Origin of the sequence: Mannheimia granulomatis (assembly GCF_011455695.1) — a bacterium.
Classification (GTDB): domain Bacteria; phylum Pseudomonadota; class Gammaproteobacteria; order Enterobacterales; family Pasteurellaceae; genus Mannheimia; species Mannheimia granulomatis_A.
The window spans coordinates 1,905,335-1,929,646 of record NZ_CP015030.1; the positions used below are offsets into that span (position 1 = coordinate 1,905,335).

Annotated in this window: 37 protein-coding genes; 9 read left to right on the top strand and 28 right to left on the bottom strand. The window is 40.1% G+C overall.

Annotated features, from left to right (window positions below; translation table 11 throughout):
* The first annotated feature begins 74 nt into the window (after nt 1–74).
* Together A4G16_RS09160 and A4G16_RS09165 are read left to right on the top strand one after the other, a co-directional pair.
* Entirely contained in the window at nt 75–1,256 is a 1,182-nt protein-coding gene (locus A4G16_RS09160) for an FAD-dependent oxidoreductase (protein WP_165889612.1), read from the top strand.
* A gap of 163 nt (nt 1,257–1,419) precedes the next feature.
* Entirely contained in the window at nt 1,420–2,946 is a 1,527-nt protein-coding gene (locus A4G16_RS09165) for an OmpA family protein (RefSeq protein WP_165889613.1), read from the top strand.
* Between the two features lie 127 nt (nt 2,947–3,073).
* Here A4G16_RS09165 and ftsN read toward each other — a convergent pair whose 3' ends face one another.
* The 3 genes from ftsN to A4G16_RS09180 all read right to left on the bottom strand — a co-directional run bounded on the left by ftsN (nt 3,074) and on the right by A4G16_RS09180 (nt 5,508).
* Nucleotides 3,074–3,946 carry a cell division protein FtsN gene (gene ftsN, locus A4G16_RS09170; protein WP_165889614.1) on the bottom strand — a complete coding sequence of 291 codons (873 nt, stop codon included), beginning with the start codon at nt 3,944–3,946 and terminating at the stop codon, nt 3,074–3,076.
* Nucleotides 3,947–4,084: 138 nt separating this feature from the next.
* Complete coding sequence (locus A4G16_RS09175; protein WP_165889615.1) at nt 4,085–4,828, bottom strand: class I SAM-dependent methyltransferase; 744 nt, start codon at nt 4,826–4,828, stop codon at nt 4,085–4,087.
* The gene (locus A4G16_RS09180; protein WP_207951362.1) at nt 4,825–5,508 is read right to left on the bottom strand and encodes a M15 family metallopeptidase; all 684 of its coding nucleotides are present in this window, start codon (nt 5,506–5,508) and stop codon (nt 4,825–4,827) included. The genes A4G16_RS09175 and A4G16_RS09180 overlap by 4 nt, the downstream gene beginning before the upstream one ends.
* Before the next feature lie 129 nt (nt 5,509–5,637).
* Here A4G16_RS09180 and dapD point away from each other — a divergent pair, with 129 nt between their 5' ends.
* The 7 genes from dapD to A4G16_RS09215 all read left to right on the top strand — a co-directional run bounded on the left by dapD (nt 5,638) and on the right by A4G16_RS09215 (nt 11,653).
* Complete coding sequence (dapD, locus tag A4G16_RS09185; protein WP_165889617.1) at nt 5,638–6,462, top strand: 2,3,4,5-tetrahydropyridine-2,6-dicarboxylate N-succinyltransferase; 825 nt, start codon at nt 5,638–5,640, stop codon at nt 6,460–6,462.
* A gap of 60 nt (nt 6,463–6,522) precedes the next feature.
* Complete coding sequence (aroQ, locus tag A4G16_RS09190; RefSeq protein ID WP_165889618.1) at nt 6,523–6,960, top strand: type II 3-dehydroquinate dehydratase; 438 nt, start codon at nt 6,523–6,525, stop codon at nt 6,958–6,960.
* A 14-nt stretch (nt 6,961–6,974) separates the two neighbouring features.
* Nucleotides 6,975–7,757 (top strand): glycosyltransferase family 32 protein, encoded by a 783-nt coding sequence (locus A4G16_RS09195; protein WP_165889619.1) that lies wholly within the window; start codon nt 6,975–6,977, stop codon nt 7,755–7,757.
* A 249-nt stretch (nt 7,758–8,006) separates the two neighbouring features.
* The gene (gene accB, locus A4G16_RS09200) at nt 8,007–8,468 is read left to right on the top strand and encodes an acetyl-CoA carboxylase biotin carboxyl carrier protein (RefSeq protein WP_042802543.1); all 462 of its coding nucleotides are present in this window, start codon (nt 8,007–8,009) and stop codon (nt 8,466–8,468) included.
* A 72-nt stretch (nt 8,469–8,540) separates the two neighbouring features.
* Entirely contained in the window at nt 8,541–9,884 is a 1,344-nt protein-coding gene (accC, locus tag A4G16_RS09205) for an acetyl-CoA carboxylase biotin carboxylase subunit (RefSeq protein ID WP_165889620.1), read from the top strand.
* Nucleotides 9,885–10,043: 159 nt separating this feature from the next.
* Nucleotides 10,044–11,240 (top strand): cupin domain-containing protein, encoded by a 1,197-nt coding sequence (locus A4G16_RS09210; RefSeq protein ID WP_165889621.1) that lies wholly within the window; start codon nt 10,044–10,046, stop codon nt 11,238–11,240.
* Nucleotides 11,241–11,320: 80 nt separating this feature from the next.
* Nucleotides 11,321–11,653 carry a MazG nucleotide pyrophosphohydrolase domain-containing protein gene (locus tag A4G16_RS09215; protein WP_165889622.1) on the top strand — a complete coding sequence of 111 codons (333 nt, stop codon included), beginning with the start codon at nt 11,321–11,323 and terminating at the stop codon, nt 11,651–11,653.
* 86 nt (nt 11,654–11,739) lie between these two features.
* On the opposite strand, the gene rplS is transcribed toward A4G16_RS09215, so the two are convergent.
* The 25 genes from rplS to rplP form a co-directional block, all read right to left on the bottom strand.
* The gene (gene rplS, locus A4G16_RS09220) at nt 11,740–12,090 is read right to left on the bottom strand and encodes a 50S ribosomal protein L19 (RefSeq protein WP_027073869.1); all 351 of its coding nucleotides are present in this window, start codon (nt 12,088–12,090) and stop codon (nt 11,740–11,742) included.
* A gap of 25 nt (nt 12,091–12,115) precedes the next feature.
* Entirely contained in the window at nt 12,116–12,871 is a 756-nt protein-coding gene (gene trmD / locus A4G16_RS09225) for a tRNA (guanosine(37)-N1)-methyltransferase TrmD (RefSeq protein ID WP_165889623.1), read from the bottom strand.
* A 45-nt stretch (nt 12,872–12,916) separates the two neighbouring features.
* Nucleotides 12,917–13,444: a ribosome maturation factor RimM gene (gene rimM, locus A4G16_RS09230; protein ID WP_165889624.1), complete on the bottom strand. Its 528-nt coding sequence runs from the start codon at nt 13,442–13,444 to the stop codon at nt 12,917–12,919.
* A 33-nt stretch (nt 13,445–13,477) separates the two neighbouring features.
* Entirely contained in the window at nt 13,478–13,726 is a 249-nt protein-coding gene (gene rpsP / locus A4G16_RS09235; RefSeq protein WP_159628721.1) for a 30S ribosomal protein S16, read from the bottom strand.
* A 159-nt stretch (nt 13,727–13,885) separates the two neighbouring features.
* Nucleotides 13,886–14,473, bottom strand: coding sequence for an FMN-dependent NADH-azoreductase (locus tag A4G16_RS09240; protein ID WP_165889625.1), 588 nt, complete (start codon nt 14,471–14,473; stop codon nt 13,886–13,888).
* Nucleotides 14,474–14,659: 186 nt separating this feature from the next.
* Entirely contained in the window at nt 14,660–15,046 is a 387-nt protein-coding gene (gene rplQ, locus A4G16_RS09245) for a 50S ribosomal protein L17 (protein WP_165889626.1), read from the bottom strand.
* A gap of 33 nt (nt 15,047–15,079) precedes the next feature.
* Nucleotides 15,080–16,069 (bottom strand): DNA-directed RNA polymerase subunit alpha, encoded by a 990-nt coding sequence (locus A4G16_RS09250; RefSeq protein ID WP_027073864.1) that lies wholly within the window; start codon nt 16,067–16,069, stop codon nt 15,080–15,082.
* Nucleotides 16,070–16,099: 30 nt separating this feature from the next.
* Nucleotides 16,100–16,726 carry a 30S ribosomal protein S4 gene (gene rpsD / locus A4G16_RS09255; RefSeq protein WP_006250017.1) on the bottom strand — a complete coding sequence of 209 codons (627 nt, stop codon included), beginning with the start codon at nt 16,724–16,726 and terminating at the stop codon, nt 16,100–16,102.
* Between the two features lie 28 nt (nt 16,727–16,754).
* Nucleotides 16,755–17,144, bottom strand: a complete 390-nt coding sequence (rpsK, locus tag A4G16_RS09260; RefSeq protein ID WP_005705959.1) for a 30S ribosomal protein S11 — start codon at nt 17,142–17,144, stop codon at nt 16,755–16,757.
* A 16-nt stretch (nt 17,145–17,160) separates the two neighbouring features.
* Nucleotides 17,161–17,517, bottom strand: coding sequence for a 30S ribosomal protein S13 (gene rpsM / locus A4G16_RS09265; RefSeq protein WP_005599322.1), 357 nt, complete (start codon nt 17,515–17,517; stop codon nt 17,161–17,163).
* Between the two features lie 138 nt (nt 17,518–17,655).
* Nucleotides 17,656–17,769 carry a 50S ribosomal protein L36 gene (gene rpmJ / locus A4G16_RS09270; protein WP_006250018.1) on the bottom strand — a complete coding sequence of 38 codons (114 nt, stop codon included), beginning with the start codon at nt 17,767–17,769 and terminating at the stop codon, nt 17,656–17,658.
* A 21-nt stretch (nt 17,770–17,790) separates the two neighbouring features.
* Nucleotides 17,791–19,113: a preprotein translocase subunit SecY gene (gene secY / locus A4G16_RS09275; protein WP_027073863.1), complete on the bottom strand. Its 1,323-nt coding sequence runs from the start codon at nt 19,111–19,113 to the stop codon at nt 17,791–17,793.
* A gap of 3 nt (nt 19,114–19,116) precedes the next feature.
* Entirely contained in the window at nt 19,117–19,551 is a 435-nt protein-coding gene (gene rplO / locus A4G16_RS09280; RefSeq protein ID WP_027073862.1) for a 50S ribosomal protein L15, read from the bottom strand.
* Nucleotides 19,552–19,555: 4 nt separating this feature from the next.
* The gene (rpmD, locus tag A4G16_RS09285; RefSeq protein ID WP_006250021.1) at nt 19,556–19,732 is read right to left on the bottom strand and encodes a 50S ribosomal protein L30; all 177 of its coding nucleotides are present in this window, start codon (nt 19,730–19,732) and stop codon (nt 19,556–19,558) included.
* Nucleotides 19,733–19,738: 6 nt separating this feature from the next.
* On the bottom strand, nt 19,739–20,239 hold the full coding sequence (gene rpsE / locus A4G16_RS09290) for a 30S ribosomal protein S5 (RefSeq protein ID WP_005705945.1): 501 nt from the start codon (nt 20,237–20,239) through the stop codon (nt 19,739–19,741).
* Between the two features lie 14 nt (nt 20,240–20,253).
* Nucleotides 20,254–20,607 carry a 50S ribosomal protein L18 gene (rplR, locus tag A4G16_RS09295; RefSeq protein ID WP_165889627.1) on the bottom strand — a complete coding sequence of 118 codons (354 nt, stop codon included), beginning with the start codon at nt 20,605–20,607 and terminating at the stop codon, nt 20,254–20,256.
* 14 nt (nt 20,608–20,621) lie between these two features.
* Nucleotides 20,622–21,155 carry a 50S ribosomal protein L6 gene (gene rplF / locus A4G16_RS09300; RefSeq protein WP_027073861.1) on the bottom strand — a complete coding sequence of 178 codons (534 nt, stop codon included), beginning with the start codon at nt 21,153–21,155 and terminating at the stop codon, nt 20,622–20,624.
* A 16-nt stretch (nt 21,156–21,171) separates the two neighbouring features.
* Nucleotides 21,172–21,564 carry a 30S ribosomal protein S8 gene (rpsH, locus tag A4G16_RS09305; protein WP_025216416.1) on the bottom strand — a complete coding sequence of 131 codons (393 nt, stop codon included), beginning with the start codon at nt 21,562–21,564 and terminating at the stop codon, nt 21,172–21,174.
* A gap of 36 nt (nt 21,565–21,600) precedes the next feature.
* Nucleotides 21,601–21,906 (bottom strand): 30S ribosomal protein S14, encoded by a 306-nt coding sequence (gene rpsN, locus A4G16_RS09310; protein ID WP_042802522.1) that lies wholly within the window; start codon nt 21,904–21,906, stop codon nt 21,601–21,603.
* Between the two features lie 11 nt (nt 21,907–21,917).
* Entirely contained in the window at nt 21,918–22,457 is a 540-nt protein-coding gene (rplE, locus tag A4G16_RS09315) for a 50S ribosomal protein L5 (protein WP_047977345.1), read from the bottom strand.
* A 17-nt stretch (nt 22,458–22,474) separates the two neighbouring features.
* Nucleotides 22,475–22,786 (bottom strand): 50S ribosomal protein L24, encoded by a 312-nt coding sequence (gene rplX / locus A4G16_RS09320; protein ID WP_027073858.1) that lies wholly within the window; start codon nt 22,784–22,786, stop codon nt 22,475–22,477.
* Nucleotides 22,787–22,798: 12 nt separating this feature from the next.
* Nucleotides 22,799–23,170, bottom strand: a complete 372-nt coding sequence (rplN, locus tag A4G16_RS09325) for a 50S ribosomal protein L14 (protein ID WP_005711998.1) — start codon at nt 23,168–23,170, stop codon at nt 22,799–22,801.
* A 280-nt stretch (nt 23,171–23,450) separates the two neighbouring features.
* Complete coding sequence (gene rpsQ / locus A4G16_RS09330; protein ID WP_027073857.1) at nt 23,451–23,708, bottom strand: 30S ribosomal protein S17; 258 nt, start codon at nt 23,706–23,708, stop codon at nt 23,451–23,453.
* Nucleotides 23,708–23,899, bottom strand: a complete 192-nt coding sequence (gene rpmC / locus A4G16_RS09335) for a 50S ribosomal protein L29 (RefSeq protein WP_005711179.1) — start codon at nt 23,897–23,899, stop codon at nt 23,708–23,710. The genes rpsQ and rpmC overlap by 1 nt, the downstream gene beginning before the upstream one ends.
* Nucleotides 23,899–24,309 carry a 50S ribosomal protein L16 gene (gene rplP, locus A4G16_RS09340; protein ID WP_006249357.1) on the bottom strand — a complete coding sequence of 137 codons (411 nt, stop codon included), beginning with the start codon at nt 24,307–24,309 and terminating at the stop codon, nt 23,899–23,901. The genes rpmC and rplP overlap by 1 nt, the downstream gene beginning before the upstream one ends.
* Nucleotides 24,310–24,312 lie beyond the last annotated feature (3 nt).

The window sequence follows — 24,312 nt, forward strand, 5'->3', positions numbered from 1 at the left end:
TTATCCTAATCTCAAATTCAATACAATTCAAGCTCTCTCTGTGGTATATTTTACCCTCAACACAGGAGCAAGACATGAAAACTGAATTAGATATGATTGTAATCGGTGGTGGCATGGTAGGGGCTTCCACTGCGTTAGGACTGGCACAGCAGGGCTTTAACTTAGCTTTGATTGAAAAAAATACACTCCCCACTTTCATACCCGATTCAGCTTATGACTTACGTATTTCTGCCATCAGTCAAGGCTCCATTCAACTGTTAGAAAAATTAGGCGTATGGACACAAATTTCGGCACTTAGAAGCTGCCCTTATACCACTTTGGAAACTTGGGAAATTGAGGGTTTTAACGCTGCTTTTTCTGCTTCTGAGCTAGGTTTGGAAAAATTGGGGGATATGGTAGAAAATAACCTCATTCAGCTTGCTTTATGGGAACAACTCAACACATATCCAAACTATCAACAAGCGGTCGAATTTGAACAAATTTTTGCAAAAAGAGAAAATAATCGTTGGCTTGTGACTGTCGATGATAAAATCTTTTCTGCACCGATTATCATTGCCGCAGACGGAGCAAATTCTAAAGTTCGCCAGTGGGCAGGCATTGGACTCACCAGCTGGCAATATCGTCAACACTGCTTACTTGCAACTATTACCAGCGAAAAACATTCTCCTTCTACCACCTGGCAACAATTTTTACCTTCCGGTCCGAGAGCTTTCCTACCACTCTCCAATCAAAACGGCTGCATTGTTTGGTATGATTCACCGCAACAAATTAAGTATTTAAACTCTCTTTCACCGGAAAAACTCACGCTTGAAATTCAGAAGCACTTCCCTAACCGCTTAACTAGCGAGCTTGGGCAGATTAAAGTACAGTCCTCAGGCTCATTTCCTCTCACACGCCAACACGCCCGACATTATGTACAAAATGGCGTAGTATTAGTAGGTGATGCTGCCCACACCATCAATCCACTTGCAGGACAAGGCGTGAATTTAGGCTTTAAGGATGTGAAAACCTTACTCGAAATTTTTGAACAAGCGGTTAAAAAAGGTGAAAATTTTGCAGATGAAGCTGTGTTAAAACGCTACGAAAAAATACGTAAGCCAGATAATCTGTTGATGCAAACAGGGATGGATCTCTTTTATAAAGCATTCAAAACCGAGCTTCTGCCGCTTAAAATAGCCCGTAATTTAAGTTTAGTATTAGCCGAAAAAATCACGCCGATCAAAAAGCTAGCCTTGAAATATGCTATCGGCATTTAGTTCCCAAATTTTATCTTTTTTACATTAGGACCTGATATGTAAAGGTTTTAAAAGTATGAGGGCTCGTTGCTTAAAAGGAAAAAATTAAAGGTATAATCGCCACGCAGAATTTAGCGAAGTTATCTGCATACTTTCCCTTTTAACTCCTAACAAGGAAAACAACATGAATTTCGATTTAAATCAATTACTACAAGGCCCTGTACGTGATTTAGTCCTTAACCAAGTTACTAAACAACTTGGTGTAACAAATGAAGATGGTAGCAGCCTATTAAATAAAGGTTTAGCCATGATATTAGGTGGTATGACACAAAAAGCAAGCAGTACCGAAGGAATCGGTGGCTTATTTGACTTAATCAAAAACACCAATATTCACACTAATCCGTTAGATATGCTAACAGGTGAAGCAGATATCAACGCAGGCAACTTATTAGAGCTAGGGAAAAGTATTTTACCGAACCTATTTGGTGAGCGTACCGATACTGTTGCTAATCATCTTGCAAATAGCACGAATACTTCTCCGATGGCAGCAAAAGGCATCTTAGGTATGTTATTGCCATTAGTATTTTCTTTCTTTAAAGGAAAAATCGCAAATGGTCTAGGTTTAAGTGGTTTCGCAAACTTATTAAGTGAGCAAACCAGATCTCTTTCTCCGTACCTAGATAGCAGTGCATTAGGTGCTTTAGGTTTTGCAAATAAATCATTTGACAACGTATTAAGCCATGTTACCAAATTCGGGACCACGGCAGCAGCAACTGGTGCAGCCGTTAAACATACGGTCTCCGGAAGTACAGAACAAGCCGCAAAATCCTCTACCAATTTAAGCAAATGGTTAATCGGTGGTGGTGTACTTTTAGCAGCATTATTTGGAATTAAAAGCTGCACAGAAAAAGCCAATACAACTTCAACCGCCACACCGGCAGCTCAAACTGCTACTACAACAGCGGGCGAATCAACAAAAGTGTCGGAAGGTTTAGGTGATTTAGCGTGGTTAAAAACCGATAAAGATTTAACTGTATCGGGTACAGTGCAAAATGAAAGCATCAAAACAAATATCTTAGATGCATTCAAAGGATTAGCCGCGGGTTTACCTTTAGTGGATAAATTAGTAGTTGATGCTAAAGCTGATCAATTTAGCTTTACTGATTTTGCCGGCTTAGCAAACTTATTTAAAGATTTCCCGGGTGTAAACGGTGCTTTTGCGGATAAAGTATTTAACTTAATCGGTGAAGTATCAAGCGTGGAGGCTAAAACAAGCTTAGTAGAAAAAGCAAAAGCATTATTAGGTAGCGTATTTGCCGTTAATGCAGATAAAGTTGCAGTAGCAGAACCGGAGGCAGAAGTGATTTCAGATATGTCTTTATCTAAATTAGATTTAGACATTAGCTTTGCAACAGGTTCATCAGAAATTAAACCGCGTTACTTCCGCCGATTAAATGCGTTAGCACAGTACATTATTGAAAACAAACGCACAGGTGAAGTTGCAGGCTATACTGATAATGTAGGTGATGCAGCAGCTAACCAAAAATTATCGGAACAACGTGCAAATGCATTACGTGATTACTTAATCAAGCAAGGCGTTCCTGCAGAAGCATTAATCGCTGTAGGTTACGGCCAAGAAAATCCTATTGCAGATAATAGCACTGAGGAAGGCCGTACTAAAAACCGCCGTATTGAATTTAACGTACGTTAATTGTTAATTAGCAGTGCGATAAATAACAAAGCGAGATAAAATAATATTTATCTCGCTTTATTTTTCGGACAGCTTATCCGGCATCTAAAAATAAAGGAGGGTCAATTATATTAACCCTCCCCTTATCTTACATGGCGACAATCACACACTCTGCTACGCTTCGCGCGTTAGATTGTGCTCTTGATGTTGCAGCTCTGTCGCCCACAGGCCCCACAAAAACACGGTTCCAATCTGCACTAGTTGCAATTCTCGCATGAAATCCTGCCATAGCAAGTCGTGCTTGCATATTTTCAGCTTGAGCCTTATTTTTAAAAGCACCGCATTGTAATCCAAATTTACCCGCCTGATTTGCAGCCTTGTCCGCCGGAGTTGCTGCAGCGGCGACGATTTTAGCTGGTTGCTGCTTCGCTTTTTCTTCCGCTAACTTAGCTTGCTCTGCTTTCTTAGCTTCTTGCTGTTTTTTCAATTCAGCTTGCTTGCGTTTTTCTTCTGCTTGTTTTTGAGCCAGTAATTCTTGCTCCGCCTTTTTCGCAGCTAACTCCTCTTCAGTTAATGCTTCTGTAGTTGGCACTGTTTCCGTGCCGTTTGTCACATTGGTTGAAGCTGCTTCAGTCGTTTGAGCCTGCTGTGCTAAACGAGCCTCTTCCTGCTGGCGTCTTTCTTCAATTTGTTGCTTTTGCTGAGACGTTAATTGAGCCAAACGCTCTTGTGAAGTTTGGCTATTATCCGTAATTACTGTTCTGGTTTCTAAATCACGAATATAGGTCCAAGTTTCTTCCGGACGGCTCGGCAACTCGCTTTTCGATTGCTGAGTGTTCGGCTGAGTTGTCGTAGCCGGCAAAGTAGGCGTTGGTGCATTTGCTTTTAAAAACCATAAGCCGATGCCACATAATAAAATCAAGCCGATAATCAGCATTAAGATTTTTTTCACATTACTCTCTTTTTTTGTTTTTTTGCTCTTTTTCTCATTTGAACGAGCAATATAATCACGTTGTGGCACAATAACCGCCTTCCATCAATTAAAAAATAAACTAATTTGCAAATTTTACTGTAAAAATAACCGCTTGCCTATCTTCTCTATTACTTTAACCCTTAAAGTTTTGTAAAAATCAACCAAAAAGATCCAAATTATTCGCTTTTATATATGAGAAAGATAAACATCAAAACGATGATTTTTCGTTGTGTGTGAGAAATCCGGTTTTTGATCCGCCAAAAACGGAGCATAATCCGGACGTTTTACCACCACTCGTTTTTTTGCCAATGCTTTTGCCGGTAGGAAAAAATCATCGGAATCTAAATCCGCTCCGACTAAATACTGAAACACCCGCATCTCTTTTTTCACCAAAGCACTTTTTTGTTTATGAGGATACATCGGATCCAAATAAACAACATCTGCGGCTTGAATCTTCAGATCAAGCTGCGAGATGTTGCGAACATCCGCCAAAATCATACATTCTTGCATAAAACTGCCAATTTCCGCATCTTGGTAGGCTCGGTTTAAGCCATCTTCCAATAATGCTGCAACCACCGGATTTCGCTCCACCAATAATACTTTACAGCCCACAGCCGCCAGCACAAAAGCATCTCTTCCTAAACCTGCCGTGGCATCAATCACAGTTGGCAGATAATCTCCTTTAATACCAACAGCCTTGGCAACCGCTTCACCTCTCCCTCCACCAAATTTACGGCGGTGAGCCATTGTGCCATCAACAAAATTAACCGCTATCGCCCCTAATTTCGGCTCATCTAACTTGCGTAATTCCAGACGTTCCTCAGTTAATACCAAGGCAAGAGTGCTGTCAGCTTGATGAACAAGTTGCCATTTATCACAAATTTGCTGGAATTTGTCTTGATTATCCGTTTCGTTAATTAATTGGATCATTTTAATAACTCATCAAAATTGGCAAGCAAACATTCTTTTCCTGCTACATCCTCATCTTGCCACGCCACTTTAAGGATTTCATCGGTAAATAACCTTTCATATTCTGCGGAAATCGGGCGATAGCTAATATGCCACGGTTCAAAGCCCACACGTGTGTGTGTGCCGTCAAATGGGAAATAAAAGCCAAATCTTGCCGCATTAGCGTGTAACCACTTGGTCAATTCAGCAAAATAGCCGCCCTCTAAATATTCCCAAGGTTCAAGTAATAACGGAGTATTTTCCGGCAATAAATCCGGGTCAAAAATATCAATTTCTGTTCCCCAGTGATGACGGCTCGCCCCCGGCACCGCAGACCATCGCAACATTGCTTTGCATTTTTCAATGTCTGATAACACCGCTATTTCAATTGCGCTGCCATTATCATCATGGACTTTACGTTCGCCATTAAATTTCGCGTTCCAAATCAGCTTTTGTCGTTCAAAATCCCGGAAAGTACTGGCAGGTTGAAGATTAAAACCAGCCTCTTTTGCTGCCTGTTGCAATGCCAAAAATGCTTCAACTACTTCAGGCTGAAGGCTATGTTTATCTGAAAGGGCATTAGGCAAAGGCACTAAATGCTCACGGGTTTTGCCCGTTAAGATATCTGCAATTTTTTCCACAAAAATGACCGCTTGTATCAGAAAAATGAATGGATTGAATTATAAACTAAATTTCTGCAATATGTTTTTTCTAGTGGAAATAAAAGCCTTTCTATGTTAAAAAGTGAGCCGAATTTATCTTTTAATTTAAGCTATTTAAGGAACACAACAATGTCTTTGCAAACAATTATTGAAGCCGCATTTGAACGTCGTGCGGATATCACACCTAAAACTGTTGACGCAGAAACTAAAACCGCTATTGAGCAAGTTATTGAAGGTTTAGATAACGGTTCTCTGCGTGTTGCCGAGAAAAAAGATGGTGAATGGGTCGTAAACCAGTGGGTGAAAAAAGCGGTATTGCTTTCATTCCGTATCGCAGACAACCAAATCATTGACGGTGCAGAAACCAAATTCTACGACAAAGTGCCAACCAAATACGGCAACTACACTGAAGAGCAGTTCAAAGAGGATGGTATTCGTGCCGTACCGGGTGCCGTGGTGCGTAAAGGTTCACACATCGAGAAAAACGTGGTGTTAATGCCATCATTCGTAAACATCGGTGCATACGTTGGCGAAGGTACGATGGTGGATACGTGGGTAACAGTCGGTTCATGCGCACAAATCGGTAAAAACGTACACTTATCAGGCGGCGTAGGCATTGGTGGCGTGTTAGAGCCACTGCAAGCAAACCCAACGATTATCGGCGATAACTGCTTTATCGGCGCTCGTTCTGAAATCGTAGAAGGCGTGATCGTTGAAGATAACTGCGTGATCTCAATGGGTGTGTTTATCGGTCAATCCACCAAAATCTACGATCGTGAAACCGGCGAAGTTTACTACGGCCGTGTACCGGCAGGCTCGGTGGTGGTTTCAGGTTCTCTACCATCAAAAGACGGTTCACACAACCTTTACTGTGCGGTGATCGTGAAAAAAGTGGATGAAAAAACACTTAGCAAAGTGGGCTTAAACGACTTACTACGCTCTATCGAAGAGTAATAAATCCTCCCTCACTTTGCAAAAGTGAGGGATTTTTTTACCGCTTGTAAGGACATAAAAATGAAAAAAATCCTCCTTCTTAACGGACCTAATTTAAATATGTTAGGTAAACGTGAACCTGAAATTTATGGTTCGCAAACCCTATCCGATATTGAAAACCATCTACAACAACTGGCGACCGCTCAAGGTGTTGAGCTGGCTTGTTTTCAAGCTAACGGTGAAGAACCGTTAATTAACCGTATTCACCAAGCATTTCAAAATACTGATTTTATTATTATCAACCCTGGAGCATTTACTCACACCAGCGTTGCGATTCGTGATGCCTTGTTGTCGGTATCAATTCCATTTATCGAAGTGCATCTTTCCAACGTCCACGCTCGTGAACCTTTCCGCCATCACTCTTATTTAAGTGATGTTGCCAAAGGTGTTATCTGTGGCTTAGGGATTAAAGGCTATGAATATGCCTTGGATTTTGCTATTTCGCAATTAAAAAAATAAAATAAGGTCACAAAATGGCAGTTAAACACGAAAAATTTATCATACTCTGTAATGGTCTTTTCCGATTACTTGGAAATATCGTAAAAATCTCAAGCTACCCATTCCATGCTTTATTCCCTCAAAAGCGATTTACGATTCCTGAGTATAGCCCGGCAAAAATAAAATCAAGCAAACAAACTAAAATTACTAAAACGATTTGGCAAACTAACTATTCAAATAAAGTCACATTACCAATGTATGCTAATTATTTGTTTAATCGTCTGATGTCATTAAGTTATGATTATCGCTATATCAGTACTGAAGCACGCGAAGCTTATATTAAATCAAATGCGGATGAACGCACCTTTAACGCCTACAGCAAACTTACCGATGGCGCAGCACAGGCAGATTTCTGGCGAATTTTCACCTTATTGAAAGAAGGTGGAATTTATATTGATATTGATGGTCATCTTGTTTACCCGCTATCACAAATTATCAATGAACATGACAGCGAAGTATTAATTAAACGCCGTGATAGATATACCAACTTTTTCTTAGCAAGTGAAAAAAACAACTGGATTTTAAGAGATACGCTAGAGCTTATTATCAGTAATATAGAAAACCGTCGTATTGAAGGCGGCGTTTTTGAGATGACAGGCCCAGAAACCCTAAATAAAGCCATCGGCGATAAATCTGTTAATTATCGCAGAGATAAAGTGACCTGTGCCCAAGGAACATTCACCAACGAATATTTCCAATATATCGATAAACCTGGTAGCAAGTGGAATCACAAGAAAAACGAAGAACTACTTAGATAACCTCTACAAGCGGTTATTTTTCGCAAAAATTTTGCCATTTTTAACCGCTTGCTCTTTTCAAATTTATTATGCCATCCAACTGGTACGATGAATGCAAAAATCGTCCATTTTCGCTAAATTTCTCAGATTTTATTCGCAAAATTCGCGAAATTCAGGTATTCTACGCACAGAATTTTTAGCTCTGCATTTCATTATTTAAGATAAAATGCAGGGTTCTATTTTTATTTTAATCACATACGGAATCTTATTATGGATATTCGCAAAATCAAAAAACTTATTGAATTAGTTGAAGAGTCAGGCATTACCGAATTAGAGGTATCTGAAGAAGAAGGCACTGTACGCATTAGCCGTGCTGCGCCTGCAGCTGCACCTGCTGCAATTCAATATGCGGCGGCACCTGTGGTTGCCCCTGCACCTGTTGCTCAAGCTGCTGCACCTGCAGCAACTCCGGCTGCAGAACCGAAAGCTGAAATTAGCGGTCATGCTGTACGTTCTCCAATGGTAGGTACTTTCTATCGTAGCCCAAGCCCGGATGCCAAACCGTTTGTTGAAGTTGGACAAACAGTAAAAATCGGTGATGCATTATGTATCGTTGAAGCGATGAAAATGATGAACCGCATTGAATCAGACAAAGCCGGTGTGGTAAAAGAAATTTTAATTAATGATGGTGAACCGGTAGAGTTTGACCAAAAATTATTCATCATCGAATAATCTCCGCTTTCTGCCCTTATTTATTGAAATAAGGGCAGATATCCAACCAATTCATTTCAAGGGAATCTCCCAATGTTAGAAAAAGTTGTTATTGCAAACCGTGGCGAAATTGCCTTACGAATATTACGTGCCTGTAAAGAATTAGGTATTAAAACGGTTGCCGTCCACTCAACTGCAGACCGTGAATTAAAACATGTGTTACTGGCTGACGAAACGGTATGTATCGGGCCTGCACCATCTGTAAAAAGTTACTTAAATATCCCGATGATTATTGCTGCAGCAGAAGTAACTAATGCCGATGCTATCCACCCTGGCTATGGTTTCTTATCTGAAAATGCTAATTTTGCAGAACAAGTTGAAAAATCAGGCTTTGTTTTTATCGGTCCAACTGCAGATGTTATCCGCTTAATGGGCGATAAAGTGTCTGCAATTAATGCGATGAAAAAAGCCGGTGTACCTTGTGTACCGGGTTCTGATGGCCCTGTCGGCAATGATCCGAAGAAAAATAAAGAAATTGCAAAACGTATCGGCTACCCTGTGATTATTAAAGCCTCAGGAGGCGGTGGCGGTCGTGGTATGCGTGTGGTTCATCAAGAGAAAGATTTAGAAGAATCTATCGCAATGACTAAGGCTGAAGCTAAAGCAGCATTCAATAACGATATGGTTTATATGGAAAAATATTTGGAAAATCCACGTCATATCGAGATCCAAGTGTTAGCCGACACTCACGGCAATGCAGTTTATTTGGCAGAACGTGATTGCTCAATGCAACGCCGCCACCAAAAAGTGGTAGAAGAAGCACCAGCTCCGGGCATCACACCAGAATTGCGTCAGTTTATCGGCGAACGTTGTGCAAACGCTTGTAAAGAAATTGGCTATCGTGGGGCCGGTACCTTTGAGTTCTTATACGAAAACGGCGAGTTCTATTTTATTGAAATGAATACTCGCTTACAAGTAGAGCACCCGGTTACAGAAATGATTACCGGTGTAGATTTAGTAAAAGAACAATTACGTGTAGCTGCAGGTCTACCACTTTCTATCAAGCAAGAAGATATTAAAGTAAAAGGTCATGCAATTGAGTGTCGTATCAATGCGGAAGATCCTAATACATTCTTACCTTCACCGGGTAAAATTACACGTTTACACGTGCCAGGCGGTTTAGGTGTTCGTTGGGATTCACATATTTACTCAGGTTATAGCGTACCACCACACTACGACTCAATGATCGGTAAATTAATCACTTTTGCGGAAGATCGCAACATTGCCATTAGCCGTATGGAAAATGCATTATCTGAAACGATTGTAGACGGAATCAAAACCAATATTCCTTTACACAAACAGATTCTTTCAGATAAAGAATTCCGTAAAGGTGGCACTAATATTCACTATCTTGAGAAGAAACTTGGATTAAAATAATCTATTTCAGACTAAGGCGAACAAAATGTTCGCCTTTTTTATATTTTTTGCCTCAAACATTTGAACTATATTACTAAATTCAAAAAATGTTTACGGCTCCAAGGCATTTCTCAGGTAGAATAGCAAATTAACAAAATAAAACCATCACAAGGAGCATCTATGAACATTCCATTCTGCTTACCTGAAAACATCAGTCCCGAAACATTTTTACGAGAATATTGGCAAAAACGCCCATTACTTATCCGTAATGGTTTACCGCAAATTGTCGGTCTATTTGAGCCGGAAGATATTATGGAACTAGCATTGGAAGAGGAAGTTACTGCTCGCTTAATTCAATGTAAGAATGATAAATGGTCTGTTAAAAGTAGCCCACTTGCAGAGGAAGATCTCCAAAAATTACCGGAACAATGGTCTATTATGGTGCAAAATCTTGAACAATGGTCACCTGAATTAGGCGAATTATGGCAAGCCTTTGGCTTTATTCCGCAATGGCAGCGAGATGATATTATGGTTTCTTGCTCACCATTAGGGGGAACAGTCGGCAAGCATTATGATGAATATGATGTCTTCCTTGTGCAAGGATATGGACAACGCCGTTGGCAGCTAGGCAAATGGTGCGATCCCAGCACAGAATTTAAACCAAACCAGCCTATCCGAATCTTTGATGATATGGGTGAGTTAGTGCTAGATGAAGTCATGAATCCGGGTGATGTACTCTATGTTCCTTCTCGTATGGCTCATTATGGCGTATCAGAAAGCGACCAAGGGCTTACCTTCTCCTTTGGGTTACGTTATCCAAATGCGACAGATTTATTGGAAAATATCTGCAAGACAATTGAGCAACAATCTGAAATTATCAACACTGCAGAGTTTCATCTCCCATTCCGCTTAAGCCCAAATGAGCAACCGAATGCCTTATTAGATCCTAAAATGGTTAAAGAGTTTAAACATCAACTTATTGATTTGCTACAAAACTCTGAGCAGTTTGATGATATATTTACCTATAGCGTCGCAACAGCAGCAAGTACTCGCCGTTATGAACTACTGCAAACTGATAACGAATATTATCCGGACGAAGTCCAGCAAGTACTGGAAGAAGGCGGTTGGTTACAACAAGATGCAAACGTAAAAATTCTCTACACTGAGAATCCACAGCGCCTTTATGTAAATGGCGAATGGATTGATGAACTCAACGAAGCTGAAATGGCATTATTAATTCGTATTGCTAATGGTGATTCAATTTCCTGGAATAAGCTTGCCTCTAAAGTGCTAGATCAGGCAGAATTAGAGCTAATGCTTGATACTATCTGTGATTGGTTAGATAGCGGTTGGATTATTCTCTCTGAAGCGGAATAAAAAAGAGCAGACAACAAGCGGTTATATTTACAAAAAAATTTGCAAATGTAACCGCTTATTCATTTTTAAGGAAACATAAAATGCAAATAGAGCAATATCAACAGTGGGTTCGGCAGTTTTATCAACAACAAGGTTGGTATGAGCGTAATCCCTTTATGCGAATCACCTATCTTACCGAAGAGGTTGGCGAAGTTGCCTGTGCGGTAAGAGCAATAGAAATCGGGCGTGAACGCCCGGATGAAACGGAAGAATCTCAACAACAAAAGCGGGATAATCTGATTGAAGAACTAGGCGATGTAATGGACAATTTATTTGTACTTGCGGATAAATACGGCATCTCAATGAGTGAAGTAATTGAACGCCATCGAACTAAATTTGAAGCGCGCTATTTGCAAAAAAATGTGGAAAAATGACCGCTTACATTAAGTATTCAGTAAGAAAAAAGCCTTGGGAAGACCCAAGGCTTTTATGCATATCATCTAAGCTGCTTTGCAACCAATTAGTTGCCGAGACGCTCTTTGATACGTGCAGATTTACCTGAACGCTCACGTAAGTAGTAAAGTTTAGCTTTACGTACCGCACCTTTACGTTTAACTGTAATAGTGTCGATTACCGGTGAGTGAGTTTGGAATACACGTTCAACGCCTACGCCGTTTGAAACTTTACGTAGTGTGAATGCAGAGTGCAAGCCACGGTTACGAATTGCAATAACCACGCCTTCGAACGCTTGCAAACGTTTTTTACTACCTTCTACTACCCATACCTTAACTTCTAATGTGTCACCCGGACGGAAGCTAGGTAAATTTTGTTTTAACTGTTCTTGTTCAAGTTGTTTGATGATGTTACTCATTTTAAAAACCTTCTAAATCCTAGAATTAACTGATTTTGTGTTGTTTCTTAATTTGACTCAACAACACTCTCTGTTCGTCAGTCAGAGCTAGGCTATCCAATAGCTCAGGGCGTCTTAACCACGTTCTCTCGAGCGATTGTTGTAACCGCCATTTGCGAATTTGTTCGTGATGTCCAGACATCAGTACTTCTGGGACAGGCATACCGTCTAACACTTCAGGGCGGGTATAATGTGGACAATCCAATAATCCCTCAGCAAAAGAATCTTCTAACGCCGAAGCTTGCTTGCCTAATACCCCGGGAACAAACCTTGCAACCGCATCAATTAATGTCATTGCAGGCAGCTCTCCTCCTGTCAACACGTAATCTCCGATTGACCATTCTTCATCAACTTCAGTTTGAATCAATCGCTCATCAACCCCTTCATACCGTCCACAGATTAAAATCAGTTTCTGATTTGAAGCTAACGTTTGCACGCCGGCTTGATCGAGCTTACGTCCTTGTGGTGAAAGGTAAATTACTTTAGCCTCCACACCATCTACTGCTTTGGCAGCCTCTTTAGCTACATGAATTGCATCACGCAAAGGCTGAACCATCATTAACATTCCCGGACCACCACCATAAGGGCGGTCATCTACGGTTTTATGTTTATCGAATGTAAAATCACGAGGATTCCAACACTCAATTTGCAGTAGGTTTTGTTTAACTGCACGTCCTGTTACCCCAAAATCGGTGATTGCTTTAAACATTTCAGGAAACAGTGAAATGATACCAATCCACATAATTAACGCCTCAAATGCTTTTAAAAGCTAACCGCATACCTGAGGTTAGAAACCAGCGTCCCACTCCACCGTAATGGTTTTGGTGGTGAGATCTACTCTTTTAACTACTTGTTCATATAAGAACGGAATTAATCGTTCTTGTTTACCAAAAGCATCTTTGCTGTTTGCACGCACCACTAGCACATCATTTGAACCTGTTTCCATCATTTCGGTCACTGTTCCCATTGTGTAGCCTTCTAAGTTCACAACTGTACAACCGATTAAGTCGTGCCAGTAATAATCACCTTCTTCCAATTCAGGAAACACAGATAAATCTACACCAATTTCGGCATTGGTTAATAACTGTGCGGCTTCACGGTCTTCCGTGCCTTTTAATTTCACAATCAAATCATTGCTGTGATAACGCCAGCTTTCTAGTTCGACCGGTTGCCAGTTGCCTTTAATTTTTAAAAACCACGGCTGATAGTCGAAAATGCTTTCAGATTGTTCTGTTGATGAATAGAGGCGCAACCAGCCACGGATCCCATAGGTTGAACCTAATTTCCCGACAACTTCGATTTTTTGTTCGCTCATACCCACCTACTTATATAATTTTGGCTTAAAAAATTAAGCTGCTTTGCGAGCTTCTTTAACTAAAGAAGCAACACGGTCTGATAAATCAGCACCTTTAGCAATCCAAGCATCCACTTTAGCTACATCTAAACGTAAACGCTCAGCTTGGCCTGCTGCTAATGGGTTGAAGAAACCGATACGCTCGATAAAGCGACCATCACGAGGTGAACGGCTGTCCGCTACCACGATTTGGTAAAATGGGCGTTTTTTAGCTCCGCCACGAGTTAAACGAATGGTTACCATAACCTTTCCTCTAAATGTTGATAGTAAAAAATAAACCCTCGTTCGAGGTGAGGGTAACGAACTTGCCTCTCCAAAGAGAAAACAGGCGGTCAAATTATACAGATTTTTTGCAAAAAAACAAGGGACATAAAGTCCCCTGTTCATTTAAACTGCTTGAAATTAGAATGTTCCAGCAATGCGTTCTAATTCTACTTTTGCAGCAGCAACCGCTTTTTCTGCCACTTCTGGGCCGTAACCGATACCTTCCGCATAAACGAATTCTACATCCGCAATACCAATAAAGTTTAAAACAGTTTGCATATAAGTTTTTGCTAAATCTGCTGGGCCATCTTTGTAAATGCCACCATGTGCTAATACAACAATCGCTTTTTTACCTTTGATTAAGCCTTCAGGACCGTTTGCACCATATTGGAAAGTCACGCCTGCACGGTTTAAATAATCAATATAGGTTTTTAGCTGTGCAGGAATACCTAAATTATACATTGGCACACCGAAAACTAATACATCCGCTGCTTTTACTTCACCAATAAGCTTATCTGATAATGTTAATGCTTGGCGTTGTGCATCATTTTGTGGCTCAGAACGAGTACCTACTGCAGCATTGAGATCATAATATGGTAATGGATTAGCACCGAAATCATATTCAGTGATATTCGCTGAAATTTTGCTTTTAAAATAATCAACTAAGTGATTTGATTGAGAGCTAGCGGCCAAAATACTAGACTTAATAACTAATACATTTTTCATTGGGAATCCTTTTAAGTATCAAAAATTGTGATTAGTTTATATCTAATAATAAAAAGATAAAGAGAAAAAATGTGAATAAATTATTTACTGATAGGAAACAATTACAAGCGGTGATCTTTTAGCAATTTTTTGCAAAATAAAAACCCCGATAGAAATATCGGGGTTTTAGTTCCAAACTTAATTAGATTATTCCGCAGCTGCTTCTGCTGCAACTTCTGGGCGGTCTACTAACTCAATGTATGCCATTGGTGCATTATCGCCTGCACGGAAACCACATTTTAAGATACGGGTGTAACCACCAGCACGATTTGCAAAACGTGGGCCTAATTCATTGAATAATTTAGCAACTGTATCAACGTTGCGTGTACGGGCAAAAGCTAAACGGCGATTTGCAACACTGTCAGCTTTAGCTAAAGTAATTAACGGTTCAATTACACGACGTAACTCTTTTGCTTTTGGTAAAGTTGTCTTGATGATCTCATGTTCAACTAGAGAACTTGCCATATTACGGAACATCGCTTGGCGATGGCTGCTGTTACGGTTTAATTGACGTCCACTCTTACGATGGCGCATAACCTATTCCTTCTTAGAAAATCTATACCGAAACTAGTCTTCTGCAATACTTGCAGGTGGCCAGTTTTCAAGGCGCATACCGAGTGATAAGCCACGAGAAGCAAGAACATCTTTAATCTCTGTAAGAGATTTTTTGCCCAAATTAGGGGTTTTAAGAAGTTCAACTTCTGTACGTTGTACTAAATCACCGATATAGTGAATTGTCTCTGCTTTCAAACAGTTAGCAGAACGAACTGTCAGCTCTAAGTCATCTACTGGACGAAGAAGAATAGGATCAAACTCCGGTTTTTCTTCTTTCACTTCAGGCTGACGAACATCACGCAAATCAACGAATGCAGCAAGTTGTTCTGCTAAAATCGTTGCAGCACGACGGATAGCTTCTTCTGGATCTAATGTACCATTAGTTTCCATCTCAATAACGAGTTTATCTAAGTCTGTACGTTGTTCAACACGAGCAGCTTCAACATTATAAGCAATGCGATCTACTGGGCTGAAACGTGCATCTACCAATAAACGACCAATTGGACGGTCATCGTTTTGAGTATGAAGACGTGCAGATGCAGGCACATAACCACGACCACGTTGAACTCGAATACGCATGTTAATTGACGCATTCTTATCTGTTAAATTACAGATAACATGATCGGGATTTACAATTTCCACATCGCCATCGTGTGTGATGTCGGCTGCAGTTACAGGGCCAATTCCAGATTTATTTAGTGTCAAAATAATATCATCTTTATTTTGCACTTTTACCGCTAGACCTTTAAGGTTTAATAATACCTCAAGAATATCTTCCTGAACGCCTTCTTTGCTGCTGTATTCATGTAATACACCATCAATTTCAACTTCAGTAACTGCACAACCCGGCATAGATGAAAGTAAAATGCGGCGAAGTGCGTTACCTAACGTATGGCCAAAACCACGCTCTAACGGCTCTAATGTCACTTTAGCATGAGTTGAGCTAACTTGCTCAATATTCACTAAGTGTGGCTTTAAAAATTCTGTCACAGAACCCTGCATTTTTTCCTCTCTTTGCGGTTAAGCTAACTATTATTTAGAATAAAGCTCAACAATCAGATGTTCATTAATATCTGCTGATAGATCAGAACGCTCAGGACGACGTTTAAATACGCCTTCCATTTTAGTTGCGTCAACTTCTAACCATGTTGGTTTTTCACGTTGAGTAGCTAATTCTAATGATGCCTTAATACGTGCTTGTTTTTTCGATTTTTCACGAACAGCAACCACATCATCAACAGAAACTTGGAATGAAGGAATGTTTACTACACGACCGTTTACTACGATAGATTTGTGGCTAACAAGTTGGCGTGCTTCAGCACGAGTTGCAGCAAAACCCATACGATAAACTACGTTATCTAAACGACCTTCTAATAATACTAATAAGTTTTCACCTGTATTACCTTTTAAGCGATTTGCTTCTGTATAATAGTTACGGAATTGACGCTCTAAGATACCATAAATACGGCGAACTTTTTGTTTTTCACGTAATTGACTACCGTAGTCAGATAAACGTGGCTTGCGAGCACCATGTTGACCAGGGGCTACATCAAGTCTATTTCTACATTTTGATTCAATCGCACGAACGCCTGATTTTAAGAATAAATCAGTACCTTCACGACGGCTTAGCTTGAGCTTAGGACCCAAATATCTTGCCATTTTCTTTCTCCAATTATTCTAACGTCAATTATACGCGACGTTTTTTCGGTGGACGACAACCGTTATGAGGAATCGGAGTCACATCTGTAATGTTCGTGATACGGAAACCCGCTGCATTTAATGCACGGATTGTAGATTCACGACCCGGACCCGGACCTTTAACCATAACTTCCAAATTCTTTAAACCAAACTCTTTAACCATTTCTGCACAACGCTCTGCAGCAACTTGAGCAGCAAATGGGGTTGATTTACGAGAACCACGGAAACCTGAACCACCTGCAGTTGCCCATGCTAGAGCGTTACCTTGACGGTCAGTAATAGTAACGATTGTGTTATTGAAAGATGCGTGGATATGAGCTACGCCATCTGCAATCTGTTTTTTAACGCGCTTACGTGCGCGAACTGGTGTTTTAGCCATTATTTATCTACTCCGATTATTTTTTGATCGGTTTGCGTGGACCTTTACGGGTACGCGCATTAGTCTTAGTACGTTGACCACGTACCGGTAAACTACGACGATGACGTAAACCACGGTAGCAACCTAGGTCTAAAAGACGTTTGATGCTTAAAGTCACTTCACGACGTAAATCACCTTCGACAGTAAATTTACCAACTTCTTCACGCAGTTTTTCAATCTGCTCTTCAGACAATTCTCTGATCTTTACATCTTCAGCAATACCCGTTGCAGCACAAATTGCTTTAGCACGAGTTTTACCGATACCGTAAATTGCAGTTAATGCGATTACAGTGTGTTTTTGATCAGGAATGTTAATGCCTGCAATACGGGCCACTATGCACTCCTATTATTTAAGTTTATTGATATACTGATCTTGAAAAGCCCGTTTCAGGATACTCAAACAGTATATCAGGACGAATGAGCTGAGCAGTATAACTGCTCAGCAGGTTCTTTGCAAGAAATATGCGTAAAATTAACCTTGACGTTGCTTGTGTTTAGGATCGCTACAAATTACACGAACCACACCTTCACGTTTGATTACTTTACAATTACGGCACATTCTTTTAACTGAAGCACGAACTTTCATTGCTTATCCTTTGTTAAGGGCTTATTGACCTAAGCCTTTTAAGTTAGCTTTCTTCAACACAGAATCATATTGTTGAGACATTAAATGGCTCTGAACCTGTGCGATGAAATCCATAATAACAACCACTACGATTAATAAAGAGGTTCCACCTAATTGGAATGGAACTTTCCATAATGATGTAATGATATAAGGAACCAAACAAACAAAAGTAATATACAACGCACCGATTAAAGTTAAGCGCGTCATTACTTTATCAATATAACGAGATGTTTGTTCGCCTGGTCGATAACCTGGTACAAACGCACCTGATTTCTTAAGATTATCCGCTGTATCACGAGGATTATACTGCATTCCTGTATAAAAGAATGCGAAGAAAATCACTGCCATTGTAAATAATACAATATACAATGGTTGACCTGGCTGTAATAATTGTGAAAGGTTAAATAACCATTCAAAACCTTCACTTTGACCAAACCATTGAGTAATACTTGCAGGGAATAAAATAATACTTGAAGCAAAAATTGCCGGTATTACGCCTGCCATATTAACTTTAAGTGGTAAGTGAGAAGATCTTGCAGGTGCCATCATTCTACCTTGCTGGCGACTTGCATAATTCACAACAATTCTTCTTTGTCCACGTTCAACAAAAACAACAAAATAAGTTACTGCAAATGCAATTATTGCTACTAGTAATAATACAATGAAAGACAGCTCACCTTGGCGAGTTTGCTCAATTGTCTGCCCAATTGTTGCAGGAAGATCTGCAACAATACCTGCAAAAATAATCAATGAGATACCGTTTCCGATACCACGTTCAGTGATTTGCTCACCTAGCCACATTAGGAACATAGTTCCCGTTACTAAGCTAATTACAGAAGTTATATAGAATAACATACTTGGATTAGGAACTAATCCTTGTACCATATTCGGTAGGGCTAATGAAATACCAATAGACTGAATAAATGCTAATAGCAATGTACCATATCGCGTATATTTGCTAATTTTTCTACGACCAGCCTCACCTTCTTTTTTCAATTCAGCTAGAGGGGGATGAATCGCTGTCAATAATTGAATAATAATTGACGCTGAAATATAAGGCATAATACCTAATGCAAATATAGATGCACGGCTTAAAGCACCACCAGAGAACATATTAAACATATCAATGATGGTGCCTTGCTGTTGTCGAATTAATTCGGATAATACAGAAGCATCAATGCCAGGAACAGGTATAAAAGAACCGATACGGAAAACGATTAACGCACCTAAAACAAATAACAATCTTGATTTAAGCTCGCCAGTCCCTTTTTGTGTACTACCTTGGTACCCTGGTTGCTTTGCCATCTATTATTCCTCGATAGAACCGCCAGCAGCTTCGATAGCAGCTTTAGCACCTTTAGTTACACGTAAGCCTTTAACCACAACTGCTTTTTCAATTTTACCTGCTAAAATCACTTTAGCTGATAAAATATCTTTAGTAATGATATTAGCTGCTTTTAACGCATCTAAAGTTACTTCGTTACCATCTACTTTAGCTAAGTCGTTTAAACGAATTTCAGCTACGCGTAACGCTTGTAGTGAAGTAAAACCAAATTTTGGTAAACGACGGTATAAAGGCATTTGACCACCCTCGAAACCACGGCGAACTTTTCCACCTGAACGAGATTTTTGACCTTTATGACCACGACCACCAGTTTTACCTAAACCAGAACCAATACCGCGACCTAAACGTTTTGCACTGTGCTTAGCACCTTCAGCCGGAGAAAGAGAATTTAAACGCATTCTATTATTCCTCCACTTTAACCATATAAGATACTTGATTGATCATACCACGCACTGCTGGTGTATCTTCAAGTTCTACAGTATGACGAATATGACGAAGACCTAAGCCTTTTAACGTTGCTTTATGTTTCGGTAAACGAGCGATAGAGCTACGAGTTTGAGTTACTTTAATTTTTGCCATATCCAATTACCCCAAAATTTCTTCAACTGTTTTGCCACGTTTTGCAGCAACCATTTCAGGTGATTTCATGTTCTCAAGTGCATCAATTGTTGCACGAACAACGTTAATTGGGTTGGTTGAACCGTACGCTTTAGAAAGAACGTTACGAACACCTGCTACTTCTAACACAGCACGCATTGCACCACCAGCGATGATACCAGTACCTTCGCTTGCTGGTTGCATAAATACACGTGAACCAGTGTGTGAACCTTTAACAGGGTGTTGTAATGTCCCTTCGTTTAAAGCTACATTAATCATATTGCGACGAGCTTTTTCCATCGCTTTTTGGATTGCTGCTGGAACTTCACGTGCTTTACCGTAACCAAAACCTACACGACCGTTACCATCGCCCACTACTGTTAAAGCAGTGAAACTCATAATACGACCACCTTTTACGGTTTTAGATACACGGTTAACCGCGATTAGCTTTTCCTGCAGTTCACCAGCTTGTTTTTCGATGTTTGACATCTCAAATTCCTCTATTAGAACTGAAGACCAGCTTCACGAGCAGCATCTGCTAATGATTGTACACGACCGTGGTATTTGAAACCTGAACGATCGAATGCAACCGCTTGAATACCTTTGGCAATCGCACGCTCAGCAACGACTTTACCCACTACTGCTGCGGCTTCTTTATTACCGGTATATTTAACTTGCTCTTTAATTACTTTCTCAACAGTTGAAGCTGCTGCTAAAACTTCTGAGCCGTTTGGTGCGATAACCTGCGCATAGATATGACGCGGGGTACGATGCACGACTAAGCGTGTTGCACCTTGCTCTCTCATTAAGTGACGTGCACGGCTTGCACGACGGATACGAGCTACTTTCTTATCCATAGTGTTACCTTACTTTACTTTTTCTTCGCTTCTTTAGTACGTACTACTTCATCAGAGTAACGTACACCTTTACCTTTATAAGGCTCAGGTTTGCGGTATGCACGAATATCTGCTGCCACTTGACCGATTAACTGTTTGTCAGCACTTTTCAGAATAATTTCTGTTTGTGATGGACATTCACCAGTTACGCCTGCTGGCAACGCGTGTTCTACAGGGTGTGAGAAACCTAAACTTAAAGCAACTGAGTTACCTTTCATTTGAGCTCTGTAACCAACACCCACTAATTGCAATTTCTTAGTAAAGCCTTCAGTAACACCGATAACCATAGCATTAACAAGTGCACGAGCAGTACCTGCTTGCGCATCTGCATTAGCAACACCTTCACGAGGTGCAAAAGTTAATGCGTTAGCGTCATGTTTTACTTCAACTGCATGATGAATTTCGCGAGATAACTCGCCGTTTTTACCTTTAACTGTTAATAGCTGACCGTTAAGTTTTACCTCAACACCGGCAGGAATATTAACAGGTGCTTTTGCAACACGAGACATTTTTCCTACCTCTCTATTATGCTACGTAACAGATAATTTCACCGCCTAAACCTGCTTGACGAGCAGCACGGTCGGTCATTACACCTTTAGATGTAGAAACAACTGCGATACCTAAACCACCCATTACTTTTGGTAACTCGTCTTTACGTTTGTAAATACGAAGACCAGGACGGCTTACACGTTGAATACTTTCCACAACTGGTTTATTTTGGAAATATTTTAAAGTAATTTCCAGTTCAGGTTTTGCACCCTCAACAACTTTAACGCTTTCGATATAACCTTCTTCAGCTAAAACATTTGCAATAGCAACTTTTAACTTAGATGAAGGCATACTGATTGCAACTTTATTCGCAGCTTGACCGTTACGAATACGGGTCAGCATATCTGCGATTGGATCTTGCATGCTCATGTATTTACTCCCATGATTCCAAATTAAAAGAGGTTATTACCAGCTAGCTTTCTTAAGACCCGGGATTTCGCCACGCATTGCAGCTTCACGGACTTTAATACGGCTTAAACCAAACTTACGAAGTACACCATGTGGACGACCAGTTTGACGGCAACGATTACGCTGACGAATCGGGCTAGAATCACGTGGAAGTGTTTGTAATTTTAACACTGCATCCCAACGTTCTTCATCTGAAGAGTTTACATCAGAGATGATTTTCTTTAACTCTTCACGTTTTGCGTAGAATTTATCAGCTAATTTAGCACGTTTTACATCACGTGCGATCATTGATTGTTTTGCCACGATAACCTACCTTATTTACGGAATGGGAAATTGAAAGCCGCTAATAAAGCTTGACCTTCTTCATCGCTTTTCGCTGTTGTGGTAATAGTAATATCTAAACCACGTACACGATCTACTTTATCGTAGTCGATTTCAGGGAAAATGATTTGTTCACGAACACCCATACTGTAATTACCACGACCATCGAATGACTTAGCGTTTAAACCACGGAAGTCACGGATACGTGGAACAGCGATAGTAATCAATCTTTCAAAGAATTCCCACATACGTTCACCACGTAGGGTTACTTTGCATCCGATTGGATATCCCTGACGGATTTTAAAGCCTGCAACAGATTTGCGTGCTTTTGTAATTAAAGGTTTTTGACCGCTGATTGCTGTTAAATCTGCTACTGCGTTATCTAACAGTTTTTTGTCGGTCAATGCTTCACCCACACCCATATTCAGGGTTATCTTTTCGATTCGTGGGACTTGCATGACAGATGAGTAGTTGAATTTCGCTTTTAATTCATTAACTACTGTATCTCTGTAGTAATCATGCAGTTTCGCCATCGCATTACTCCAGTTAATTAAATAATTTCATTATTAGATTTGAAGAAACGTACTTTTTTGCCGTCTTCAATTCTAAAACCTACACGGTCAGCTTTATTTGTTGCCGGGTTAAAGATTGCAACGTTTGATGCATCAATCGCCGCTTCTTTTTTCACTAAACCACCAGCTTTACCTAATGCCGGAACTGGTTTTTCATGTTTAGTGATGATGTTGATCCCTTCAACAACCACTTTACCATTTGGTAACACAGAAGTTACCTTACCACGTTTGCCCTTGTCTTTACCAGCAAGAACAATTACTTCATCGTTTTGACGGATTTTAGCAGCCATTACATTCTCTCCTTACAGTACTTCTGGAGCTAAAGAGATGATTTTCATAAACTTCTCAGAACGAAGTTCACGAGTCACCGGTCCAAAAATACGAGTACCGATTGGTTGCTCTGTGTTATTGTTTAAAATTACACAAGCGTTGCCATCGAAACGAATAACTGCGCCATCTGGGCGACGAACACCCTTCTTGGTGCGCACAACAACTGCTTTTAACACATCACCTTTTTTAACTTTACCGCGTGGAATTGCTTCTTTTACAGTAACTTTAATGATATCGCCAATAGCAGCGTAACGACGGTGCGATCCACCTAGAACCTTGATACACATTACGCTACGAGCCCCTGAGTTATCAGCAACATCCAGCATAGTCTGTTCTTGGATCATATTAGTGCTCCGTTAAATAAAAAAAACACCCTTTCGGGACGAACCTGTTTACACTATATAAACAGGATGCAAAATATACTACAAAATAGAGGAATTAATCAAGTTATTTTTAAGGATTATTTTCTTTCCTGTAGCACCATTCAGATTTATATTTCTAAAGTAAAATATAAATACTCAAAGCTTTAAACAAGCTGTCAAAAAACCCTAATTTTTTGCAAAAGCAATGAGACTAAAATAAAAACCTCGGTAGTAACCGAGGTTTTTATTTGATAATAGTTAATTAAGCAACAATTGCTTTTTCAACTACACGAACTAAAGTCCAAGATTTAGTTTTTGAAACAGGACGACATTCCTTAATTTCAACAACATCACCTAATTTAGCTTCGTTATTTTCATCGTGTACATGAAGTTTAGTTGTACGACGGATAAACTTACCATAAATTGGATGTTTAACTGTACGTTCGATAGCAACTACAAATGATTTATCCATTTTGTCGCTAACCACTTTACCTTGTACTGTACGAATTTTATCAGTCATTATTCACCCGCCTTTTCGGTTAATACAGTTTTAACTTGTGCAATGCTACGACGCACTTGTTTTAACTGGTGGGTTTGTTGAAGCTGACCGGTGGCTGCTTGCATACGCAATTTGAATTGTTCACCTAAAAGGTTCACTAACTCACCATTCAGCTCTTCAACACTTTTATTACGTAGTTCTTGAGCTTTCATTACATCACCGTTTTAGTTACAAATGTGGTTTTGAACGGAAGTTTAGCTGCCGCTAATGCGAATGCGTTACGAGCAACTTCTTCAGATACACCATCCATTTCATAGAGAACTTTACCCGGTTGGATTAAGGCTACCCAGTATTCAACGTTACCTTTACCTTTACCCATACGGACTTCTAATGGTTTTTCAGTGATTGGTTTGTCTGGGAACACACGGATCCAGATTTTACCTTGACGTTTTACTGCACGGCTCATCGCACGACGAGCAGCTTCAATTTGACGAGCAGTTAAACGACCACGACCAATCGCTTTTAAACCGAATGAACCGAAGCTCACTTCTGTACCGCCCGCGATACCACGGTTACGGCCTTTGTGTACTTTACGGAATTTTGTACGTTTTGGTTGTAACATTCA

Excerpts from the sequence above, each read along its gene's own strand:
- rpsE (WP_005705945.1), bottom strand. The coding sequence starts at position 20,239 with ATGTCAAACATCGAAAAACAAGCTGGTGAACTGCAGGAAAAGCTAATC.
- rplQ (WP_165889626.1), bottom strand. The coding sequence starts at position 15,046 with ATGCGCCATCGTAAGAGTGGACGTCAATTAAACCGTAACAGCAGCCAT.
- rplF (WP_027073861.1), bottom strand. The coding sequence starts at position 21,155 with ATGTCTCGTGTTGCAAAAGCACCTGTTAATATTCCTGCCGGTGTTGAG.
- accC (WP_165889620.1), top strand. The coding sequence starts at position 8,541 with ATGTTAGAAAAAGTTGTTATTGCAAACCGTGGCGAAATTGCCTTACGA.
- rpsQ (WP_027073857.1), bottom strand. The coding sequence starts at position 23,708 with ATGACTGATAAAATTCGTACAGTACAAGGTAAAGTGGTTAGCGACAAA.
- accB (WP_042802543.1), top strand. The coding sequence starts at position 8,007 with ATGGATATTCGCAAAATCAAAAAACTTATTGAATTAGTTGAAGAGTCA.
- rplR (WP_165889627.1), bottom strand. The coding sequence starts at position 20,607 with ATGGATAAGAAAGTAGCTCGTATCCGTCGTGCAAGCCGTGCACGTCAC.
- rpsK (WP_005705959.1), bottom strand. The coding sequence starts at position 17,144 with ATGGCTAAAACACCAGTTCGCGCACGTAAGCGCGTTAAAAAACAGATT.
- A4G16_RS09165 (WP_165889613.1), top strand. The coding sequence starts at position 1,420 with ATGAATTTCGATTTAAATCAATTACTACAAGGCCCTGTACGTGATTTA.
- rimM (WP_165889624.1), bottom strand. The coding sequence starts at position 13,444 with ATGAGCGAACAAAAAATCGAAGTTGTCGGGAAATTAGGTTCAACCTAT.
- secY (WP_027073863.1), bottom strand. The coding sequence starts at position 19,113 with ATGGCAAAGCAACCAGGGTACCAAGGTAGTACACAAAAAGGGACTGGC.
- dapD (WP_165889617.1), top strand. The coding sequence starts at position 5,638 with ATGTCTTTGCAAACAATTATTGAAGCCGCATTTGAACGTCGTGCGGAT.
- A4G16_RS09240 (WP_165889625.1), bottom strand. The coding sequence starts at position 14,473 with ATGAAAAATGTATTAGTTATTAAGTCTAGTATTTTGGCCGCTAGCTCT.
- rpsD (WP_006250017.1), bottom strand. The coding sequence starts at position 16,726 with ATGGCAAGATATTTGGGTCCTAAGCTCAAGCTAAGCCGTCGTGAAGGT.
- A4G16_RS09210 (WP_165889621.1), top strand. The coding sequence starts at position 10,044 with ATGAACATTCCATTCTGCTTACCTGAAAACATCAGTCCCGAAACATTT.
- rpsP (WP_159628721.1), bottom strand. The coding sequence starts at position 13,726 with ATGGTAACCATTCGTTTAACTCGTGGCGGAGCTAAAAAACGCCCATTT.
- A4G16_RS09175 (WP_165889615.1), bottom strand. The coding sequence starts at position 4,828 with ATGATCCAATTAATTAACGAAACGGATAATCAAGACAAATTCCAGCAA.
- A4G16_RS09160 (WP_165889612.1), top strand. The coding sequence starts at position 75 with ATGAAAACTGAATTAGATATGATTGTAATCGGTGGTGGCATGGTAGGG.
- rpmD (WP_006250021.1), bottom strand. The coding sequence starts at position 19,732 with ATGGCAAAAATTAAAGTAACTCAAACTCGTAGCTCTATCGCTCGTTTA.
- rplP (WP_006249357.1), bottom strand. The coding sequence starts at position 24,309 with ATGTTACAACCAAAACGTACAAAATTCCGTAAAGTACACAAAGGCCGT.
- A4G16_RS09250 (WP_027073864.1), bottom strand. The coding sequence starts at position 16,069 with ATGCAGGGTTCTGTGACAGAATTTTTAAAGCCACACTTAGTGAATATT.
- trmD (WP_165889623.1), bottom strand. The coding sequence starts at position 12,871 with ATGTGGATTGGTATCATTTCACTGTTTCCTGAAATGTTTAAAGCAATC.
- rpmJ (WP_006250018.1), bottom strand. The coding sequence starts at position 17,769 with ATGAAAGTTCGTGCTTCAGTTAAAAGAATGTGCCGTAATTGTAAAGTA.
- rplX (WP_027073858.1), bottom strand. The coding sequence starts at position 22,786 with ATGGCTGCTAAAATCCGTCAAAACGATGAAGTAATTGTTCTTGCTGGT.
- A4G16_RS09195 (WP_165889619.1), top strand. The coding sequence starts at position 6,975 with ATGGCAGTTAAACACGAAAAATTTATCATACTCTGTAATGGTCTTTTC.
- rpmC (WP_005711179.1), bottom strand. The coding sequence starts at position 23,899 with ATGAAAGCTCAAGAACTACGTAATAAAAGTGTTGAAGAGCTGAATGGT.
- aroQ (WP_165889618.1), top strand. The coding sequence starts at position 6,523 with ATGAAAAAAATCCTCCTTCTTAACGGACCTAATTTAAATATGTTAGGT.
- rpsH (WP_025216416.1), bottom strand. The coding sequence starts at position 21,564 with ATGAGCATGCAAGATCCAATCGCAGATATGCTGACCCGTATTCGTAAC.
- rplO (WP_027073862.1), bottom strand. The coding sequence starts at position 19,551 with ATGCGTTTAAATTCTCTTTCTCCGGCTGAAGGTGCTAAGCACAGTGCA.
- rplE (WP_047977345.1), bottom strand. The coding sequence starts at position 22,457 with ATGGCGAAACTGCATGATTACTACAGAGATACAGTAGTTAATGAATTA.
- rplS (WP_027073869.1), bottom strand. The coding sequence starts at position 12,090 with ATGAGTAACATCATCAAACAACTTGAACAAGAACAGTTAAAACAAAAT.
- A4G16_RS09215 (WP_165889622.1), top strand. The coding sequence starts at position 11,321 with ATGCAAATAGAGCAATATCAACAGTGGGTTCGGCAGTTTTATCAACAA.
- rplN (WP_005711998.1), bottom strand. The coding sequence starts at position 23,170 with ATGATCCAAGAACAGACTATGCTGGATGTTGCTGATAACTCAGGGGCT.